We start from the raw sequence: 19,258 nt of genomic DNA on the forward strand, positions 1-19,258 counted from the left end.
CTAAAACCTCCCAATGAAGTATGTTAGAACAATTACGGCATCAAAGGCTAATATCCCAGCAAGGTTTCTTTTTTTAGGCTGATATTCTTCCTCAATAACCCTTAATTCACCATTAAACCCTCTAGAAAGAAGCGCATTGTATGTTTCATCAGTATTTTTAATACATTTAATAAACAAATTAGAGCACAGGTAAGAAAGTGACTTGAGCTTACCCATAAAGCCATTATAACCACACCTGGATACTTGTGAAATGTAAATATTATTGGCTGTTTTAAAAAATACAAAAATATTATTGTAAATAAGGACCATTAAGTCAATTATGATATCTGGAACCATAAGCTTGCGAAGAACATAGATAATCTGAGTCATTGGTGTGGTAAGTGCCAGGAAGTACAAACATGTCACTGCTGCATTAGCTCTAAAAAATAGGTTGATTGAGCTTAATAAAGTTTCATTTGTTACGCCAATCCATAAAGAACCAATTTTAAATGACAGCAAAAAATTTAAGGGTGTAATGGTAATACTCACAGCAACTGCAGCACATCCTATTATCAGAAACCCCATTGGCAGCAGCATTAATTTTAAAAAGGTTTTATAATTTACCCTGGCCACTATAATTATTATCAGCGACATTATAATGGCAACAAAAACAGAAATGACTATGGAGTTAAGAATAAGGACCAGGGCCATGGTTAGAAGAGCAAACATGAACTTTTCTCCGGGGTGAACATCCCGGAGAAAAGAAAAATAAGCATATTGATCAATGTGTGTCATGCAGCATTACACCCACTTCTTTTTTGACCAATTCTATAACCCAGATAAAAACAGATAAACCCCGCACCAATGGCGGCCTGCAGTGCAAACAGCAGGCTTTCAATTTCTCCCCCTGGAGGCTCCCATACAGAAGCAAACCATGGTTCATAATTAGGATTTATTTCTCCAACTGCTTCTTCTGCTAACCCATCCGCACCTTCAAACTCTGTACCAAAGTTAATTATCAAAGGGACAATAATTAATCCAATTAGCAACAACATCAATAAAACATTATTTTTACCAGACACTAGAAGTCACCACCCTTAAACAAAAATTAGGAATCAAGAAATATTTAGCCCCTCTATCTCTTGCTTACTGTATGTGTAAAGTAAATTTAGAACCATAACTGTTAAAATTCCTTCAATTATGGAAATGGGAATCTGAGTAAGTCCAAAGACACCCACAAATTTTATCCATGACGCGTAAATGCCACCAACCTCAGAGGGATGGGCTAATGCTAACTGTAAAGCTGTCACCATATAGGTGGCAAAGCTTCCAATTGCTGCTCCAAAAAAAATTGATGCCCATCTGGGAGCTCCAAGCTTTTTTAAAACTATGTAAAATCCATATGTAACAAAGGGACCCACAATTGCCATTGAAAAAACATTTGCACCAAGGGTTGTTAGTCCTCCATGGGCTAAAAGAACAGCTTGAAATACCAGAACTATCAAACCTATAACAACCATAATAGTTGGCCCGAAAAGAATAGTCCCTAGACCCATGCCTGTAGCATGTGACGAACTCCCAGTAATAGAAGGAAGTTTTAAAGCCGACATTACAAAGGTGAAAGCACCAGCAAAAGCAACAAGCAAAATTGTTTTTGGATTTTCCTTAACAAGCCTGTTAATATATCGAATCCCTAGGATTAAAAATGGCAGCATTATTATTGACCAAAACCCTGCCCATCCCATGGGCAAAAACCCCTCCATAATATGCATTGCAGCTGCTTCCTCAGGAATAATAAACAAACATAATAGTACTGCTAATCCAGTTAATAACCTCATATAAATTCACTCCCCCATTTTTATTCAATACTCTTAATCCAATCCATTCAAAACCTATCAGCAGCAAAATACATAAAAAAACAGCACCAAACTAATCACCTCACAATAGATGAATTAGAATAGGCTGTGTACTGGCTATAGTGTCATCATATGCATAAGCTATCTTAAGCATATTCCCCTTACAGTCATAGGCTCGGACTTTCACCGATTTATTTTAAGCTTAATCCCTCAGGATAAGCACCTAACATTATTTACTTTAGAACCATGGATATAAAACAAAAACCTGTACCACATGGGATACAGGAATATAACGAAATTATTTCATACGCCCATACACCGTGGGTACGACAAGAAATACTAAACAAGCAGGTATCCTGACTTAGGCTCATCATTTCTTTAGCACCTTCCCAGACTCCCTAAAGAGTTAAACCCAGTGGCATATTGCTAAGAAATTCACCATTACAGTGGCGGGACCGTGCTGGAATTACACCAGCTTCCCATTTAATTTCCATTATGGAAACTTGTTTAATACCATATTTAATTAATAATTATTCTATCATGATATTTGGATAATTTCAATTTCTATTTCAATTCATTTTAAAAAAACTATTGCATTTGAGCAAACTATTGCATTATTGCATTTTTAGATTTAAGTCCTATCGCTCATTAGCTATTCTTTCACTTACATACAAATAGATTGCTGCTTCTAATCTAACTTTCTGCAAAAAGCACCCCATTTGGTAAGGCTTTTCTATTATTCCATTATTGGCAGCTGCATTGGCATGGCAGCCACCGCTGCATAGATATCTAGCCCAACAGCTTTTACATTCTTCCTTGTTATAAATATGGGCTTTTTTAAAACCCTCAACTAGCTCACTGTTAACTACGCCTTGAAATAAATCCCCCAAACGATATTCTTCTTTGCCAACAAATTGATGGCATGGATACAGGTCACCCTCCGGCGTCACTGCAAGATACTGAAAGCCTGCACCGCAACCAGTTAATCTTTTGGGTAAACATGGGCCCCTCTCCAGATCCACATTATAATGAAAGAAATTGAAGGGTTTCCCTGCTGCTTTTCTTTTTAGATATTCTCTGGCCAGTCTGGCATACTCATTTTTTAGCCTTTCCTTATCCTTTTCTTGAAAGGCAAACGCCTCAGCAGAATTGGCTACTACTGGTTCTAAAGAAATTTCAGTATAACCCTCATCGGCTAAAAACAAGACGTCTTCTGCAAAATCCAGGTTGTTCCTTGTAAAGGTTCCCCTAACATAGTAGTTTTCACCCTTGCGAGAATTCACGAGGGATTTTATCTTTGGTGATATTAGATCGTAGCTTCCATCTCCGGAAGGTACTGGCCGCATTTTATCATGAATTGCTTTTCGACCATCTATACTCAATACCACACTAATATTTTCCCTGTTTAAGAACTCTTCCTTTTCCTGATTTAAAAGTAATCCATTTGTAGTTAAGGTAAACCTGAAGGTTTTACCCTTTTGGGAAGCCTTTTGTTTTCCATATTCAACTAGTTTTTTAACTGTATCCCAGTTTAGTAAAGGCTCCCCCCCAAAAAAGTCCACTTCGCATGTGGGCCTATTCCCGGAATTATCAATAAGAAAGTCTAAAGCTCTTTTTCCTACCTCTAAGCTCATGCTGTTTTTTGGACCACCAAAGTTACCTTTGCCTGCAAAGCAATAGGAACAAGCAAGATTACAGTCATGGGAAATATGTAGGCACAAGGATTTAATTACATTTTCCAATTTACTTACAACACTTTCCTGGGATATGGTACTTGCCCCAAAAAGGGTACCCTCCTCAACCAGGGAATAAAGCTCTTGCAAAGCTTCATCAACAACTACATTAGAGTACTTTTCTAACTGTTTCCTAAAAAGCTTTTCATTGGCGCCGCTGTTTTTTAAGGCATCCAAAGTACTCCACATTATCTCATCTAATATATGAACACTTCCACTATTTACGTCAAACAAAATATATAAGTCCTCATAAGCAAAGAAGTGAATCTCTGTCTCCATTTGCCCAAGTGCTGCCTTTTCCAAAAAAAAGTCTATCATTAATAAAAAACCCCCATTTGCTGTCTCTCTAATCACATGTTATTAAGCCAATTATTTAATGTCTTAAGATCTATTGGTCCTTCAACACTTTCAACCAGCTCCCCATTAGGATTTAACAAAAAGTTAGCTGGTATAAATCTAGATGGAAAATATTCTGATGTTTTACCTTCTTTATCAGCCAGCACCAGAAAGGGCAGATCAGCCCATTCTAACAAATTAATTACATCATTAAAGTTTCTTTCATTTCGAGTGATATTAACTGCAACAAGATTAACCCTTTTTGCAAACTCGTCATGGGATTCTTTTAGGTATAACAATTCATCTACACAGGAGGGACACCACGTGGCCCACTTTACCACAAGGGTAGGCCGTGAAGCAAGATCACTTTCTGAAATCATTTCACCATTAATTACCTCCATGGTCATCAAAGCTTCCATAGGTCCTTCAGTTTTTTCAGTGCTTTGCTGATAAAATAAAACACCAGCCACACCTAGCACCAATAACAGCAATCCTATGGTTAAATAGTTTTTCTTGCTCAATGAAAACACCTCCGGTTAATTTAATGGGATATAAACAATAAGATAGTGGAACCCATCCCTTTATCTTATTATGAGAGGTAAGCAGACAGTTGGGTAAACTTTCCAGTCATGATTAAGAACCCAAGAATAATGAGAATTGCCCCAGCCATTTTATTAAGGTACCAGCTGAATCTTGCAAGATTATTGGCCGATTTCATTATTTTACCCCAGAATAATGCAGCAGCCACAAAGGGAATGCCAAGTCCCAGTGAATAAAATGTTAGTAGCATTCCTCCATAGACAATTGAGGCTTCTGTACTGGCAATTATAAGAATAGATGCTAGAAAGGGACCTACGCAAGGGGTCCAGGCTACAGAAAAAGCTACCCCCAATAAAAAGCCATTGCTGTACTTGGGAGACTTCATTCCCCCTCTATGGAGAAATGATAGTTCAACCAGACCCAGCATATGCAGCCCAAAAATGACTATAATTGTTCCCCCAATTATATTAATACTTGTTTGATATGCAGTTAAAAACTGTCCAATTGTACTTGCTGACAAGCCCATTAAAACGAAGATAACAGAAAAGCCTGCCACAAAGCTCAATGACTTGTAAAAAGCATTCCAGTTTAAGCTTTTCCCCTGTTCCATGGCTGTTTCCCCTGTCAGAAAAGCCAGAAAGCCAGGAATTAGAGGAATTATACAGGGAGAAAAAAAGGAAAGAAGCCCTGCAGCAAAAGACGTTAAAATCAACAGCATCCCATCACATCCTTTAGGCTACAATGATTTCAAGAATTTATTTTCTTGAATTAATAATAAAATTAAAAGCTCACCGGCAACAGCAGCATCCTCAGTATGCAGGTATTGATTAGCAGTTGAGTCAAAATGCATACTCACATTTGATGGCACCTCTCCATCCCCTTTATAATACTTTATCTCAATGGGGAGCATTGGGAAAAAATCAAAAACTACTGTAAAGTCACCAAAACTCCTTTCAATGAAAAAACCCTTGTAAAATTCAAAAACCCTCTTAAGGTCGTACATGCTGGAGCTGTCAAAGAGACTTACCAGGGGCCTTATAGCTCTTTTTTCAAAGGCAGGATAATAAAGGCTGCCGCCTTCCAACTGCCTGAAGCTTACGGGTTCATTTGCCGGTTTTGTTCCCGTTGCTCTAGCAAGATAATTTATTGCAATGAGTCTCCATTCCAGCAAGGGAATCTCAAGGGTGTTTTTAAAAACCACTTCACCCGCTGGATATTTGACCTCCAGGCATTTGGCTAGACTTGTTAAAGCAATAGTGCTGGTTTTTTCATTATACACTGCTCCGGCTTTTTCACACATACTATCAGGTGTTTTTTTAGAAAAAGAATTAATTGCTGCATTAAAGGCGTCATCATATGATGGAATATTCGTTTTTTGCAGCATATAATTTCTTATATCCATATTTAACACCTCATTTAACATTAACATCTCTTTTTTTTATTCTAATTTATTCTTCAGCCTCCAATAAATCACCTGCAATAATAGTAAAAGGTTATTTTAAAAAGCTTCCTGTAAATATTATACAGAAAGCTTTTCAAAACTTATTATTTCTGATATTTTTAAAATAACCTTGCAATATGGGTTAGTTTTTCTGCTACTGTGGCATTTTCTGTAATAGATGCTGAAATCTCTTCACTGGCGGCAGCCTGGCTATTGCCTATGTCCTCTGCTTTCTGGATGTTTTCTACAATTTGTTCCATGTTGTCCTTTATGCTGTTTAATACTTCAGTTATTTCACTTGTTGACCTGGTAGTGTTATCAGATAGTTTACGTATTTCTTGTGCTACAACAGTAAAACCTCTGCCTGCCTCGCCGGCTCTAGCAGCCTCTATTGCTGCATTAAGTCCCAACATTTTAGTCTGGGAAGCAACATCATCAATGAGCTTCAAGATCTGGTTTGTACGATTAAGGCTTTCTTTAGCTTCTTGTGCTAGAACCAGCAGCTCATTTTGAATGTTATTTAGTTCCTGGGCCGAAGATGCCAGCTCCTGCGAGCTAGCCGAAACCTGCTCAAAGGATGCAGCCAGGTTTTCCACTATTTCCATCATATTGTTCTGAGTAGATAGGTCTATACCTACATTAAATGTTCCAATTACTTCACCACTATTATCGCGTATTGGCATTATAATACCCTTAAATGCAAAGCCATAGGCCTCCTTAGGAACTTCTGCCACAATCTTTTTGCCTGTGTCTATTGCCTTATGTATAACATCAGCTGAAGGAATGGGCTGACCAACCCTGGCTCCCACATCTATTATTTCACCTGGATAATAGGCTATAAATGTTTCCCTGTCAGTAACGCTGGTCATGCAGTCTAATGGAAAAAGCTCCTTTAAATATTTGCTGGTAAAACCAATTGCCGTTAGAATTTCTGTAGGTGTGTTAAAACTCATGTTCATATCATCTCCCTTTTAACTTTAGGAGATTATTCGACATTTTTCGTCAAAAACCTGTCAAAAATTTGTTAAGAAATGGTTAAGATTTGAAGTTTTCCATCCATGGGTAAGGTACATATAACCTGTAATCCCCATGTGAATCAATTATGGCTTCAACCCAATCTCTATAGGTATGAATTTTCCATTAGCTATATCCAAGATGGTTATTGAGCCTGGCTCAACACCAGTCTGCCACAAATCACTTTTGGCCTCACTTTGGGAAAGAATTGCTTTAATTACCCCACCATGGGTAACTATTGCTATGGTTCCTTTATGTTTTGCTATTATTTCTTTTACTGCTTCCATGGCCCTTTCTATAAGCTGATCAAAGGACTCTCCTCCCGGAACATTAATTTTAAAGGTATCATTGTACCAGTTGTTAAATTCTTCAGGATATTTTTCATATACCTGTGTAAAGGTCAGTCCCTCCCACTCCCCAAAGGAAAGCTCCCTGAGCCTAGCATCGCAGGTTGGACTCAGGCCAATACTCCTGCCAACTATTTCAGCCGTTTCTCTTGTTCTGGACAGGTCACTGCAGTATAAAACTTCTATGTTTTCATTATTAGCTAAATATTCCCCTGCTCTCTGGGCCTGGCTTCTTCCCAGGTCAGTCAAGGGTATGTCTGTCTGGCCCTGATATTTTTGTAAAAGGTTCCATTCTGTTTGACCATGCCTTATCAAAATAACTCTCATTAAATATCAACCACTTTCTTTAGGGTCTCTATGAGCCTTGTGTTCTCTTCCCTTTTTCTTACTGCTAATCTAAAATAATATGGGCTAAGGTTAAAAAAGGATGTGCATTTTCTAATCAATATACCATGGGGGCCAAGCCTTTCCTGCAGTTCCTCGCTGGTTAAGGCAAGTCCCTCACCATCAACCAGGATATAGTTAGCCACCCCTGGATAAACCTTCAGCCCCTTGACTAATCTTAATTGATTGGCAAGAAATTCTCTTTCCTCCTTAACAAGGGTTAAGGTTTTCTCCATATATTCCTCATCCTTGATGGAAGCCTCACCGGCCTTTAAAGCAAAGGTGTTGACCCTCCAAGTAGGTAGCAGATATTCCATTTTACGGGCTGTTTCTTCTGCTGCTACTGCATACCCAAGGCGTAATGAAGGTATTGCAAAAAATTTTGTCAATGAGCCCACTACCATCAGATTTTTATAGTCCTCTACCCAATATCTTATTGAATAGGAATCATCACCTAAAAAATCAATGAATGCTTCATCAACAACCACACAGGCATTCTTATCTAATGCAGCCTCAAGTATCTTTTTAATCTCCTCTTTGGCAAAAATAGTGCCTGTAGGGTTGTTTGGATTCCCAATGAAAATTAGATCATCTCTTTTCATTGTATGAATTATTTCTTCAGTTGGTAACATGAATGTATCCTCAGGCTGCAGGCCTATCCGAATAATCTTGGGATTTTCAATACCCTCCCCATATTCGGAAAATGTAGGTGCAAGGAGCATAACCCTGTTATTATAAAACATTCTCCCAGCCAGATATATTAGTTCGGCTCCACCATTGCCTAGGACTATGTTCTGGGTAGGCATCCTAAAAAAATTGCCCAAACAAGCTTTAAAGCTTTCCCCAGTAGGTTCGGGATAATGGCTCAACACACCTATATTATCCTGTATGGCCTTGATTGCTTTTGGAGAAGGCCCCAGGGGATTGATATTTGCACTGTAATCCAGGAATTGTTCTGGTGGAATACCCCACTTTTGAGATGCTGCCCATACGTTGCCGCCGTGGGCAGGCTTGCCTTTTTCTAGTTGCACTTTATTTGATACCTCCAGAAATAATTTTTGAAGTATATATATTAAATTGTGGAAACTTTTTCTTTATATATTCAGCAGCCTCCATTACATGAGGACCTATTTCAGCAAGGAGAATACCTATTACTGTCCCACTATGGGCCACATTTACTCCCATTGCTTTAAACTGTATTGAAAGCTTAATAATGTCCTCAAGGTGGGGTTTGAATAAGGTCTCCTGGTTGGCCATGGCACTTATTGTTGCTCCCCTGCCTATTTTTTCAGGATCCCTCTCGGCAATTCCCTCTCTAACATAGGCCAGTGCCTTGACAATTTCTTGTTCCTTTTTAGCATTTAGGTTCTGCAGATCTTTTTTGCCATTAAACTCCAGGGTGTCAACTTCTCCTCCAGGATCTATAATTACCACATTCAAGGGTGGAGCACTGCCTAATGGTTCTCTCCATAACCCCTTACGATGGTCAAACAAGCAGATTCCTGGATACATTAAGCCATCGCTTGGTTCAATGGCAAGTGCCACATCTGCTATCTCATCTTCATTTATTTTAACATCCAGCAGTCTGCAGGCTGCAGCATAGGCGGCAGCAATATCAGCTGTACTGCTCCCCATTCCCTTGCCAATGGGCAGGTCACTTTCACGGATAAAGCCTATCCTGCCACCTGCAGCTCCTTTTTTCTCATAAGCCATCTGGATAGCTTTAGCTGCCTTGGGAAACAATTTATGCTGCTCAACATGGTCTGTATAAAATACTGAAAGCCTTGACCATAGGTCAACAGGGCAGGTAACTAAAAAATCCCTGCCGTTTATTGAACCCTGGACAAGCTCTCCACATGTCCCCGGAGCTAAAGCTGCTGCACTTTTATATTCCATTAAAACCCCGCCATTCCTATGACAATAGCAATTAAAAATATAGTTTCTGAAGCCTCACACAAGGCTCCATATGTATCCCCAGTTTGTCCTCCCAGTATGCTGCCAATCCCTTTGGCCATGACTGCAGCTGTTAACAGGGTGGCTAGTGTCAGCATCACTCCTGCCAGCCCGGCAGCAATAAATGCAGCAATTAGAGTAAAGGCTGCAGCCGCCAAAAATTTTCCCCTGCCTGCCTTCTCACCAAAACATTTCCCAAGGCCAGGCCCAGAGCGCGCATAGGGAAAGTGCACAATGGAATAAACCATGGCTGCCCTGCCTATGACAGGTGCAAGGAGCAGGGCTAATATTTTATGGTAGACAGGCAGGGATGCCAGCAATGAAAATTTGAGCAGCAATACTGCACCCAGGGCAATAACTCCCATGGCACCAACCCTGCTGTCCTTCATTATTTCAAGCTTGCGTTCCCTGTCCCTGCCGCTGAACAACCCATCTGCCGTATCCATCAAACCATCCATATGCAAGCCGCCGGTTAAGATTATCCATAGGACAACTATAACTCCATCTCCACCAAGACCCAGAGCAAGAATATCACTCACATAAGCCGCTAATGCCAGCAATCCCCCAATTAAGAGCCCCACCAGGGGATAAGCATAAAGTGAATTTGCCATTTCTTTTTCCCCTGCAACTCTATTTCCATATGCCGGTATAATTGTCAAAAAGCTAAGGGCAAGCAAAAAACTGGCCATTAGTATTCTATTCCTCTTCTTGATTCAACGCCTATTTTATAGTAATGCTTGATTTCCTTAACTTCGGATACCAGGTGGGCCATTTCAATTAGTTCAGGGGGAGCATTTCTGCCAGTCAATACCACTTCTATGTCATCTGGAACCTGTCTCAACCAGTCAGCAACCTCACTTACTTTAAGGAGATCCTTTTTAAAACTATTTAGCAGTTCATCGAGAATGAGCAAATCATGTTTTCCTTCATCAGCTGTATCCCTTGCCAGCTGCCAGGCCATTTTCACCTTCTGTATATCCAGATCTGTTACTTCCTTTAAACCAATCCAGCACTCACCACATCCCTGGCACTTCATAAACCCTGTTTTGATAACAGAGGCATGGGGACAAGTCCTGCCAAATTGAAATACTTCAATGCCAAGCTTGTAGGCTGAATTTAATTCACCACTGTATGTACTGCCCTTCATAAACTGGATTATCCTGACCTTAAAGCCATGGCCAACTGCCCTCATTGCCAGCCCAAAGGCTGCTGTAGTTTTACCCTTGCCGTTGCCAGTATATATCTGGATCATTCCTATCACTCCTTGACCTTCTAACTTTTAACCCTTCATAAGCAAATAAATCACTCCAAGGACTACCATTGCCGCAGAAACAGCAAACATGATGTAAAGACTTTGATAAATGTGCCTGAGTTCAAGCTTCCTAATGGGTTTGCCCATCAATGCCCTGTTGGATGCTATACCCCTGTAATAGTTGAGGCCTCCCAACTGTATTTGTAAAGCTCCTGCAACTGCCGCTTCTGATATGCCGCTATTGGGACTAGGGTGTTTTGGGGCATCTTCCCTCATTGCGTTCCAAACCCCCTGAAAACCACCAGGGGTAAAGAAGGAAATTAATAAATAGATTAGACCTGTGATTCTTGCCGGAATATAATTGGCCAGATCATCCAGCCTTGCACCTGCCCAGCCAAGGTCAATATACCTTTCATCCCTGTATCCTATCATAGAATCAAGTGTATTTACAGCTTTATAAGCCATGGCAAGGGGAGGGCCTCCAAGAAAACCATAAAACAAGGGGGCGGTAATGCCATCTACAGTGTTTTCTGATACTGTTTCCACAACACCCCTGACAACATCATGTTCTTCCAGATTAGCTGTATCTCTTCCCACTATCATGGAAAGCTCTCTCCTGGCAGCTGGCAGGTCACCTGCCAGTAAAGGCCTGGCAACTGCCAGGGCATGCTTGTATAAACTGTTTATGGCCAGGGTCTGGCTCATAATAAATATGCTTAATGCTATTCCCAGGTATAAATGGACCTTGAAGGCTATCCAGATGATTCCCAGAAAAAATAAATAAGTTCCAAGGACTATGCTGATAGTTAAAAGGGTTCCTCCTATCTTTAATCCCCTGGGAGAGCTGGCCACCCTGCGAATTATTTTTTCCCCATATGAAATTGCTTTTCCGATATAAACAACTGGATGGGGAAGCCATCTCGGGTCCCCAAGGATTAAATCTAATACAATGGCAGCTAAGATTATTTCCATTTTCCTTTATCCTTCTCAGGGTTTATTCCCATGATTTTATATATCTTCTCCATGTCAACGGAATTCCTCACTATCTCCGCTACCCTATCATAGTTTCTTTCCCTTTGATAAGTATCTAAATCCCTTTCCTGAAGCAAGCTCAGACCCTCTTCTTTGCGGATGGCATTGATAAAGGTTAACATAACATTTAGGTTGTCAAAAAATCCATGCAGATGGGTGCCAAAAACCCTTCCGTCATTTACCACAGCACCATCCATAACCTGGACATCCCTGCCAGAGCGTTCAGTTATCTGAAGCAAACAGCTTTTGTAATCCAGTATGTCTGCCTGACCCATATGAATTTCATAGCCTTTAACTGTCTGGCCCTTCAAGTCCTGCCATAAGCCTTCTGCTGCTGCAATAGTGGCTTCAACCTGGTGGGTGCTTTTTTCAGCCCCGTAGGTTGTAACACACTTAAGAAGGCCCAGGCCCTTCTGGGAGCCTATCCCCGCTTCAGTTCCTTCTGGGTCCAGCAGCTCCAGGCCAAGCATCTGATAGCCGCCACATATGCCAACTATGTATTTTCCCTTGTCAGCCAGGGCGAGAATTTCATCATCATAACCCTGTTCCTTTAGATATACCAGATCTAAAACGGAGTTTTTAGTTCCAGGTATGATAACCACGTCGGCCTCACCTATTGCCTCACCCTTTTTCACAAACCTAACACAAGTATCTGGTAAATCCAAAAAGGGATTAATATCAGTAAAGTTAGAGATTCTAGGCAGCTGGATAACTGCAATCTGGATAGGTGCATCAATACTGCCCCTGGTTTTGTATTCTGATAGGCATACTGAATCCTCTTCATCTATGCCATGATCATGCATGTAGGGTATTACTCCAAAAACCTCCTTGCCGGTCCTTTCCTCTAGAAAGTCAAGACCAGGCTTTAAAAGGTCCAGATCACCTCTGAATTTATTAATGATAAATCCCTTGACCATATCCCTTTCATGGGGCTCTAAAAGCTCAAGGGTCCCAATAAGCGAAGCAAAAACCCCACCCCTGTCTATGTCAGCAATAAGAAGAACCGGAGCATCTGCAAGCTCGGCTGTCTTCATATTGACAATATCCCTGTCCTTTAAGTTGACCTCTGCTGGACTGCCGGCTCCTTCAATGACCAGGATTTCATATTCATCCTTAAGCCTATTTAGACTTTCAAGAACAACACTTACTGCCCTTGGCAGATAATCATTGCGATAATCCTTTGCTGACATGTCACCTATGGGTCTGCCCCTTACAATAATCTGTGCATGCATATCCTGTTTTGGTTTTATTAAAATAGGGTTCATGTCAACAGTAGGCTTTATACCTGCAGCCTCGGCTTGAGCCCCCTGGGCCCTGCCAATCTCTCCGCCATCGGGAGTAACTGCTGAGTTTAACGCCATATTCTGTGCCTTGAAGGGAGCGGTTCTATAGCCATCCTGATAAAATATCCTGCAAAAGGCGGCGCATAATACACTTTTTCCCACATTTGAAGATGTCCCCTGAAACATAATTGCCTTTGAGTCCTGCAAACAAATCTCCCCCTTGCCAGATGTCCAAAATACCAAGTCAAGCTTCTAATTCACCAGGCCTGGTTGATCTATATATTAGTAATTGGTTGAACTATCCGTTAGTAAGTTACTACTTGATTTGTAAAGATATACCGCAAACCACCAGATGTACTTCTTCTGCATATTGTGCCAGCTGCTGGTTAGCCATTCCATTTAAATCTCTAAATACCCTTGCTTCCTTATAAAAAGGCACCACATCCATGCCAACCTCATCTGCAACCATTATAATGGTGCCATTGAAATTTTTGCATGCTTCAATAAAGAGTCTTAGATACCCAGCAAATTTATCCTCATGCTCCTTGTTCCAAATAAAGTCCCGGGGTTGCTCCTCACCCTTTGGGGAAATGGCATACATGAGATTAGTAACCCAGGTTCCTATGCCGTCTATTAGGAAGATCCCATTGTCCCCGTTATTTGCTAATGCATCATGCAGATTATGGGGCTCTTCAATTATACCCCAGCTTTCTGGCCTCCTGTTTTTATGCTTTTCTACCCTTTTTGCAAACTCATGATCCCAGATAGTACCAGTGGCAACATAGGTAACATATCCTGCCTGTTTCTGCTCAAGGTCATGTGCCATCTTTTCCGCAAAGACACTTTTACCGCTGCTGCTGCCACCTACTACCATAACTATTCTAGCCATCTGCCTCGTCCCCTTTGAAATACATGAGAGCATTGACAATACAGGCTGCTATGGGACTGCCGCCTCTAGTTCCCCTTACAGTTATGTAGGGTACCAGATTTTTCTCAATCATAAGTTCCTTTGACTCCATGGCTCCTACAAAGCCAACAGGGGTACCCACAATAAGAGCAGGCATGGCAATACCCTTTTCAATTAAGTCTAACACTTCAAATAAAGCAGTAGGGGCATTTCCTATGGCAATGACAGATCCATTAAGCCTTTTGCCATACAGCCTCATTGCAGCAGCTGATCTGGTTATCCCCCAGTCTCTGGCGGCTTCAATGGTCTCCAGTTCTGCAACTCCACAAAATATTTCACCACCAAACTCATTTAAGGTTCTGGCATTTATTCCTGCCCTGAGCATATTTACATCAGTAAATATATTTGCCCCTCCCCTCAAGGCCTTGATTCCATCCCTTGTGGCATCAGGATGAAATAGTACACTGCTGAGTATAGCTGGATCACCTGTGGTATGGATTATCCTTTTAACTACATCCTTCTCAACAGGTGTAAAGCTGTACCCCACTAGATATTCATCTATAATCTGCATGCTTTTATCTTCAATTTCCCTGGGATTCCATATAATCTCCAATTAATATTCACCTGCCGTTTCGGAATTCAGATATCAGACGTCCGAGGTCAGATTATAGCTTAAACTGGGACACACTCTTAATAAAGTGTCTGGGAATATCCCCGAATTGTACATTTCTTTGCTATTTATGACTCCTGACTCCTGAATTCTATTTTTTTATAATAAACTTGTTGCTTCTTTAATTCTTTCCTGAACTATGCTGATAATTCCAGGATGGGGGCCAAAATGCTTTGCCAGGACAAATTTAATATTGGGATGGGTTGTTTTCTGCAGCAGCAGTCTGCTGGGAATGTCTCTATTAATGTGGTTGCCCGTTACCAGGAACATTGGCATGACAATTATCTTTTCACAGCCCTTTTCAATGAGGGTTTCTGCAGCATCTGCCAAATGGGGATGACCAAAGGATAAAAAAGCAACCTCATAAAGTCCGTCCTTATCAGTTTCCTGTATCATTCTAGCCATTTGACGTATTTCTTCATTTGCCTCTTCTCTTCTACTGCCATGGCCTAATAGAATAACGCCTTCCTTCATAATTCAAAACCTACCTTTCATATCAGAAGTCAGAAGTCGGATGTCGGATGTCGGATGTCAGACATCAGATTTTCTCACTTCATAATTATATTTTTCTTTCAATATACTTCAATAGCTCTTGCGGCGAATTCACCACCACAGGATAATTTAGTTTTGGTCTGCATAATACTATGACCTGTATATTTAAATCTAATGCAGCGGTAAGCTTTTCATGGAAACCCCCAATATCTCCACTCTCTTTGGTAAGGATTACCTGGGCTCCATACTGCTTAAACAGGGCCTTATTTAACTCCTTTGAAAAGGGTCCCTTTAATGCAACAATCTGCTCCGGCTTTAACCCAAGATCTTCGCAGACCCTCAGGGAAGCACTGAGTGGCAGCACCCTTGCAGTTAAATTTGCTCCAGCCCTTTGAACCATGGCTGCAATTTGCGGTAAATTTTTACTGCCAAGGGTACTGAAAACATTTTGCCCTCTCTGGAGATGCTGTTCTATTTCATCAAGGCCTTCCACCTTCTTGATTAATGGATCATCTGCAAGCTCACAGCTGTGCCTTTCGACCCTGATATATTCAATATCCAGCTGGGCAGCCACTTCCATGGCCAGCTTACTAATCTCCCCGGCAAAGGGATGGGTGGCATCAACCAGAAATACTGTTTCCCTTTCCTTGAGGCACCTGATTAACTCTTCTTTATCAAAGGCCCCCTTCTTTAAATAGGTTATACTATTACTGGCCAAGAGCTCATAGCCATAGGTACTGACCACGGAAGCAGATACCTGGAGACCACTCTCTTTTAAAAGCTTAACTGTTTCCCTGGCTTCTGAAGTGCCTGCCAGAACGAAAATCATACCTTGTAACCCCTTGGAGTGACCATTTTGCCATTTTCAACCTTTGTTTGGGAATTACCAACTATTACTGTTGTTAGCATATCTATTTCTTCCTTTAGCATATCCCTGAGGGTTGTAATAACTACACTTTCTAACCCTCTTTTTGCACAGCGAACTATGCCTACAGGTGTTTCAGGGTTCTTATGCCATAAAAGTATTTCTCTTGCTGATTCAATGTGGGTTTGTCTGCCATGACTCTTGGGATTATACAGTACAACTATAAAATCTCCCAGACCTGCAGCTTCCAGTCTGTTCATTATTTTCACCCAGGGGGTAAGCAGGTCACTTAAACTAATGACAGCAAAATCATGCATAAGGGGAGCCCCTAAAGCTGCTGCTGCTGCAGTAGCCGCTGTTACACCAGGCACTACCTCCACATCCACACTATCCCCGGCAAGCTCCAATACTATTCCAGCCATGCCATAGACTCCAGGGTCACCGCTGCTGATAACAGAAACTGTCCTGCCCTGCTGTGCAAGGTCTACAGCCAATTGGGCCCTGTCTATTTCCTTGCGCATTCCAGAGCTGATAACCTCTTTGCCCTCTGTTAAATCCTCAATTAGGTCCAGGTATGTTTTGTAGCCTATTATAACGTCCGATATTTTTAATGCTTCCAGGGCTGCAGGGGCCAAGAGATCTCTATTCCCTGGTCCAAGTCCAACCACCAGGATTTTTCCACAGCCACACTTATTGTTACTGGGCCCACCTTTTGCTTCGGCACAATTGTGCAGCCCTTGTTTGCCACTAGCTTTGCAGCAGGTTCGCATACTCCACCAACTCCTATCTGTTTTTTCACCCAATGAGAAGGCTCAAAGGTTCCTTCCAGGGTTCTAATCTCCTCTTTAGTTACAGTTCTCAAGGGAACCTTCATTTCCTTAGAAAGGAGCTTTAGTGCCTCCTCCTCTCCCTTAAAATCTATGGTAGCCAGGGCTTTAATACACCTTTCATCAAGATAAAAGCGTTTAAAAGTTTCTCTTAATGCACTGGTTACAGTCTCTAAAGCTACCCCCTTGCGGCAGCCTATACCAACCACCAGAATACGCGGTAAAATCTGCAGTATCTTGCCTGCTGCCCCCTGAACATGGGGACTGATTAATACCACAGGCTCATTAAATTCCGGCCATTCCTGCCAGATAAAGCCATCCTTAATAGACGAAACAATGGGAAAGGGACTGGATAAATATACCTTCTTTCCCTCTACCAGCAGCCTATTAAAAACCTTTACCTTTTCCCTGGGTACCACCAGTCCATCTAGTTCTGCAGCAAGCACATCCACCGCCGGCTTTTCCCTTACATCAGTTGCAGTAGTTATTACTGCCTGACCCTTTAGCTTATCTGCCACTTTTCTTGCCAGGTCATTGGCTCCCCCTACATGACCTGATAACAGGCTTATGGCAAAGGCCCCCTTTTCATCCACCACCACTACTGCAGGATCGCAATACTTGGACTGAACCAATGGAGCCAGGCTCCTAACTACTATTCCTGTGGCCATGATGCATATTATCTGGGTGTATCTGGAAAAAACCTCAGCAAAGGTATGCTGCCAACCCTCAAAATACTCGATCTGTACTGGCCTGTCCTGGACTATGGTTTTTTCAAGCCTTTTTGGAATGTATACTACCCTAGCCCCGTCAAGAAGCTTCCCCAGCCTCACGGCAAGCTCTGCACCCTTTTCAGTCAAGCATATTACTGCTGTGAGGTTATTTTCCTTCTCTGTACTCATGGGTAAATTCCCTATCATATAATTTGGATTTTCCTGTATCCTTTAAAAAGTTCCCCACCAGAATTAGCGCTGTTTTGGTAATTCCTGCATCCCTGGTCAGCTGGGCCAGGTTTGCCAGGGTACCCTTTAAAACCCTTTCCTCGGGCCAGGATGCCTTTTCCACTACTGCAGCAGGTGTATCTGGCGAATAACCCTCCAGAAGCTGCTCAACAACCCTTTCAATCATGCCCACAGACAGAAAGATTGCCATGGATGAACCGTGGGCTGCCAGACTGGCAAGATTTTCTCTTGCAGGTACGGGGGTTCTTCCCTCCATACGGGTGATAATTACTGTTTGGGTTCCGTCAGGAACTGTGTATTCCTTCTGAACACTTGCTGCTGCTGCCAGAAACGAGCTAACCCCTGGAATTACTTTAAAGGGAACATTCTTCTGCTTGAGCAGCTCCATCTGTTCTCCTATGGCACCATAAAGACTTGGATCACCAGTATGGAGTCTGACCACCTTTTCACCTTTGTTGTATGCCTCAACCATTGTCTCAACTATTTCTTCCAGGTCCAAATGGGCACTGTTGACCAGCCTTGCTCCTGCTTTCGTATAATCGAGAACTTTTTCATTTACAAGGGATCCTGCCCATACAACAAGATCTGCCTCTTGAAGCAGCTTGTAGCCCTTTAGAGTGATTAGTTCAGGATCCCCTGAACCTGCCCCTACAAAGAAAATCACTTTGCATCATCTCCTAGCTTTTTTTTAATTATCATTGTGGAGAGATAGTCAAACTTTTTATTGCGAAGTTCCTTTAATTCATTGGTGTAAAACCCATCTGGAAATCCACAGCGACTGGCATAAAAAGCCTTGTCAAGTATGCCCTTCTCCTCTAATATATCAATGACCTTATCTGCCTGATTGCCTGCCTTTAAGAGCACAATGTTGTCAAACTCGGTTATGATTTTTTCCAGGCTTTGTTTATCATTTAATGCCGGAACTATAATCAGGCTTTCTTCGCCTTCAGCCAGGGGCTGACCAATCCAGGCAGATATTGAATTAATTGAGCTGATTCCAGGAATTATTTCTACTTCAGCTTCTGGAGCAAGCTTTTTCACATATTTTAAAAGGTATGTAAAGGTACTATAAATAGTTGGATCACCAAGGGTTATGAAAGCTGTGTCCTTACCCTGGTTCAAGACCTCCACCACCTGTTCAGCAGCCTGCTGCCAGTGCCTTTTCAAATCCTCCTGGTCAGTAATCATTGGCAGTATAAGCTCAACAGTCTCACAGTCCTTGTTGACAAGCTCTGAAGCTATTGATAAAGCCAGACTTCTCTTTTCTCTTTTAGATTTTGGTATTAAAAGTACGTCTATTTCACCCAGAACCCTCTTGGCCTTTAATGTTAACAGCTCAGGGTCTCCAGGCCCTACTCCTATACCATAAAATTTTCCTAATGACAAGT

The 19,258-nt window shown here is 41.5% G+C and carries 23 protein-coding genes and 1 riboswitch; all 23 genes read right to left on the minus strand.

The window, feature by feature from the left end; translation table 11 throughout:
* Positions 1-774, minus strand: a complete 774-nt coding sequence (gene cbiQ, locus K364_RS0117445) for a cobalt ECF transporter T component CbiQ (protein ID WP_028309088.1) — start codon at positions 772-774, stop codon at positions 1-3.
* Entirely contained in the window at positions 771-1,061 is a 291-nt protein-coding gene (locus K364_RS0117450; RefSeq protein WP_028309089.1) for an energy-coupling factor ABC transporter substrate-binding protein, read from the minus strand. The genes cbiQ and K364_RS0117450 overlap by 4 nt, the downstream gene beginning before the upstream one ends.
* 33 nt (positions 1,062-1,094) lie before the next feature.
* Positions 1,095-1,817 carry an energy-coupling factor ABC transporter permease gene (locus K364_RS0117455; protein ID WP_028309090.1) on the minus strand — a complete coding sequence of 241 codons (723 nt, stop codon included), beginning with the start codon at positions 1,815-1,817 and terminating at the stop codon, positions 1,095-1,097.
* Between the two features lie 347 nt (positions 1,818-2,164).
* Positions 2,165-2,357: riboswitch (cobalamin riboswitch) on the minus strand.
* Between the two features lie 116 nt (positions 2,358-2,473).
* Positions 2,474-3,886 carry a thioether cross-link-forming SCIFF peptide maturase gene (scfB, locus tag K364_RS0117460; protein ID WP_277995611.1) on the minus strand — a complete coding sequence of 471 codons (1,413 nt, stop codon included), beginning with the start codon at positions 3,884-3,886 and terminating at the stop codon, positions 2,474-2,476.
* 32 nt (positions 3,887-3,918) lie between these two features.
* A complete protein-coding gene (locus tag K364_RS0117465; protein ID WP_028309092.1) occupies positions 3,919-4,425 on the minus strand; it encodes a TlpA family protein disulfide reductase in 507 nt (168 codons plus the stop codon).
* Between the two features lie 68 nt (positions 4,426-4,493).
* Positions 4,494-5,162 carry a cytochrome c biogenesis CcdA family protein gene (locus tag K364_RS0117470; protein ID WP_028309093.1) on the minus strand — a complete coding sequence of 223 codons (669 nt, stop codon included), beginning with the start codon at positions 5,160-5,162 and terminating at the stop codon, positions 4,494-4,496.
* Positions 5,163-5,180: 18 nt separating this feature from the next.
* Positions 5,181-5,846 (minus strand): DUF3786 domain-containing protein, encoded by a 666-nt coding sequence (locus K364_RS0117475; RefSeq protein ID WP_169734770.1) that lies wholly within the window; start codon positions 5,844-5,846, stop codon positions 5,181-5,183.
* A gap of 158 nt (positions 5,847-6,004) precedes the next feature.
* Positions 6,005-6,838, minus strand: coding sequence for a methyl-accepting chemotaxis protein (locus K364_RS0117480; RefSeq protein ID WP_028309095.1), 834 nt, complete (start codon positions 6,836-6,838; stop codon positions 6,005-6,007).
* Positions 6,839-6,985: 147 nt separating this feature from the next.
* Entirely contained in the window at positions 6,986-7,573 is a 588-nt protein-coding gene (cobC, locus tag K364_RS24665; RefSeq protein WP_035270032.1) for an alpha-ribazole phosphatase, read from the minus strand.
* Entirely contained in the window at positions 7,573-8,661 is a 1,089-nt protein-coding gene (cobD, locus tag K364_RS0117490) for a threonine-phosphate decarboxylase CobD (RefSeq protein WP_028309096.1), read from the minus strand. The genes cobC and cobD overlap by 1 nt, the downstream gene beginning before the upstream one ends.
* Position 8,662: 1 nt before the next feature.
* The gene (locus K364_RS24670) at positions 8,663-9,526 is read right to left on the minus strand and encodes a GHMP family kinase ATP-binding protein (RefSeq protein ID WP_035270035.1); all 864 of its coding nucleotides are present in this window, start codon (positions 9,524-9,526) and stop codon (positions 8,663-8,665) included.
* Positions 9,526-10,272, minus strand: coding sequence for an adenosylcobinamide-GDP ribazoletransferase (gene cobS, locus K364_RS0117500; protein WP_028309097.1), 747 nt, complete (start codon positions 10,270-10,272; stop codon positions 9,526-9,528). The genes K364_RS24670 and cobS overlap by 1 nt, the downstream gene beginning before the upstream one ends.
* Positions 10,272-10,835 carry a cob(I)yrinic acid a,c-diamide adenosyltransferase gene (locus tag K364_RS0117505; RefSeq protein WP_035270036.1) on the minus strand — a complete coding sequence of 188 codons (564 nt, stop codon included), beginning with the start codon at positions 10,833-10,835 and terminating at the stop codon, positions 10,272-10,274. Before K364_RS0117505 ends, cobS begins: the two co-directional genes overlap by 1 nt.
* A 27-nt stretch (positions 10,836-10,862) precedes the next feature.
* On the minus strand, positions 10,863-11,807 hold the full coding sequence (gene cbiB, locus K364_RS0117510) for an adenosylcobinamide-phosphate synthase CbiB (RefSeq protein ID WP_028309099.1): 945 nt from the start codon (positions 11,805-11,807) through the stop codon (positions 10,863-10,865).
* A complete protein-coding gene (locus K364_RS0117515) occupies positions 11,798-13,336 on the minus strand; it encodes a cobyric acid synthase (protein ID WP_028309100.1) in 1,539 nt (512 codons plus the stop codon). The genes cbiB and K364_RS0117515 overlap by 10 nt, the downstream gene beginning before the upstream one ends.
* A gap of 130 nt (positions 13,337-13,466) precedes the next feature.
* Positions 13,467-14,039, minus strand: coding sequence for a bifunctional adenosylcobinamide kinase/adenosylcobinamide-phosphate guanylyltransferase (cobU, locus tag K364_RS0117520; protein WP_035270039.1), 573 nt, complete (start codon positions 14,037-14,039; stop codon positions 13,467-13,469).
* Positions 14,032-14,670 (minus strand): precorrin-8X methylmutase, encoded by a 639-nt coding sequence (locus tag K364_RS0117525; protein ID WP_028309102.1) that lies wholly within the window; start codon positions 14,668-14,670, stop codon positions 14,032-14,034. The genes cobU and K364_RS0117525 overlap by 8 nt, the downstream gene beginning before the upstream one ends.
* Positions 14,671-14,826: 156 nt before the next feature.
* Entirely contained in the window at positions 14,827-15,201 is a 375-nt protein-coding gene (locus tag K364_RS0117530) for a sirohydrochlorin chelatase (protein WP_028309103.1), read from the minus strand.
* An 85-nt stretch (positions 15,202-15,286) separates the two neighbouring features.
* A complete protein-coding gene (gene cobK / locus K364_RS0117535; protein WP_028309104.1) occupies positions 15,287-16,048 on the minus strand; it encodes a precorrin-6A reductase in 762 nt (253 codons plus the stop codon).
* On the minus strand, positions 16,045-16,755 hold the full coding sequence (gene cobJ, locus K364_RS0117540) for a precorrin-3B C(17)-methyltransferase (protein WP_028309105.1): 711 nt from the start codon (positions 16,753-16,755) through the stop codon (positions 16,045-16,047). Before cobJ ends, cobK begins: the two co-directional genes overlap by 4 nt.
* Entirely contained in the window at positions 16,692-17,810 is a 1,119-nt protein-coding gene (locus tag K364_RS24675; RefSeq protein ID WP_051534187.1) for a cobalt-precorrin 5A hydrolase, read from the minus strand. Before K364_RS24675 ends, cobJ begins: the two co-directional genes overlap by 64 nt.
* Positions 17,788-18,534 (minus strand): precorrin-4 C(11)-methyltransferase, encoded by a 747-nt coding sequence (gene cobM, locus K364_RS0117550; RefSeq protein ID WP_028309106.1) that lies wholly within the window; start codon positions 18,532-18,534, stop codon positions 17,788-17,790. The genes K364_RS24675 and cobM overlap by 23 nt, the downstream gene beginning before the upstream one ends.
* Positions 18,531-19,256, minus strand: coding sequence for a precorrin-2 C(20)-methyltransferase (gene cobI / locus K364_RS0117555; protein ID WP_028309107.1), 726 nt, complete (start codon positions 19,254-19,256; stop codon positions 18,531-18,533). The genes cobM and cobI overlap by 4 nt, the downstream gene beginning before the upstream one ends.
* Positions 19,257-19,258: the final 2 nt, after the last annotated feature.

It is taken from the genome of Desulfitibacter alkalitolerans DSM 16504 (assembly GCF_000620305.1).
GTDB lineage: Bacteria > Bacillota > DSM-16504 > Desulfitibacterales > Desulfitibacteraceae > Desulfitibacter > Desulfitibacter alkalitolerans.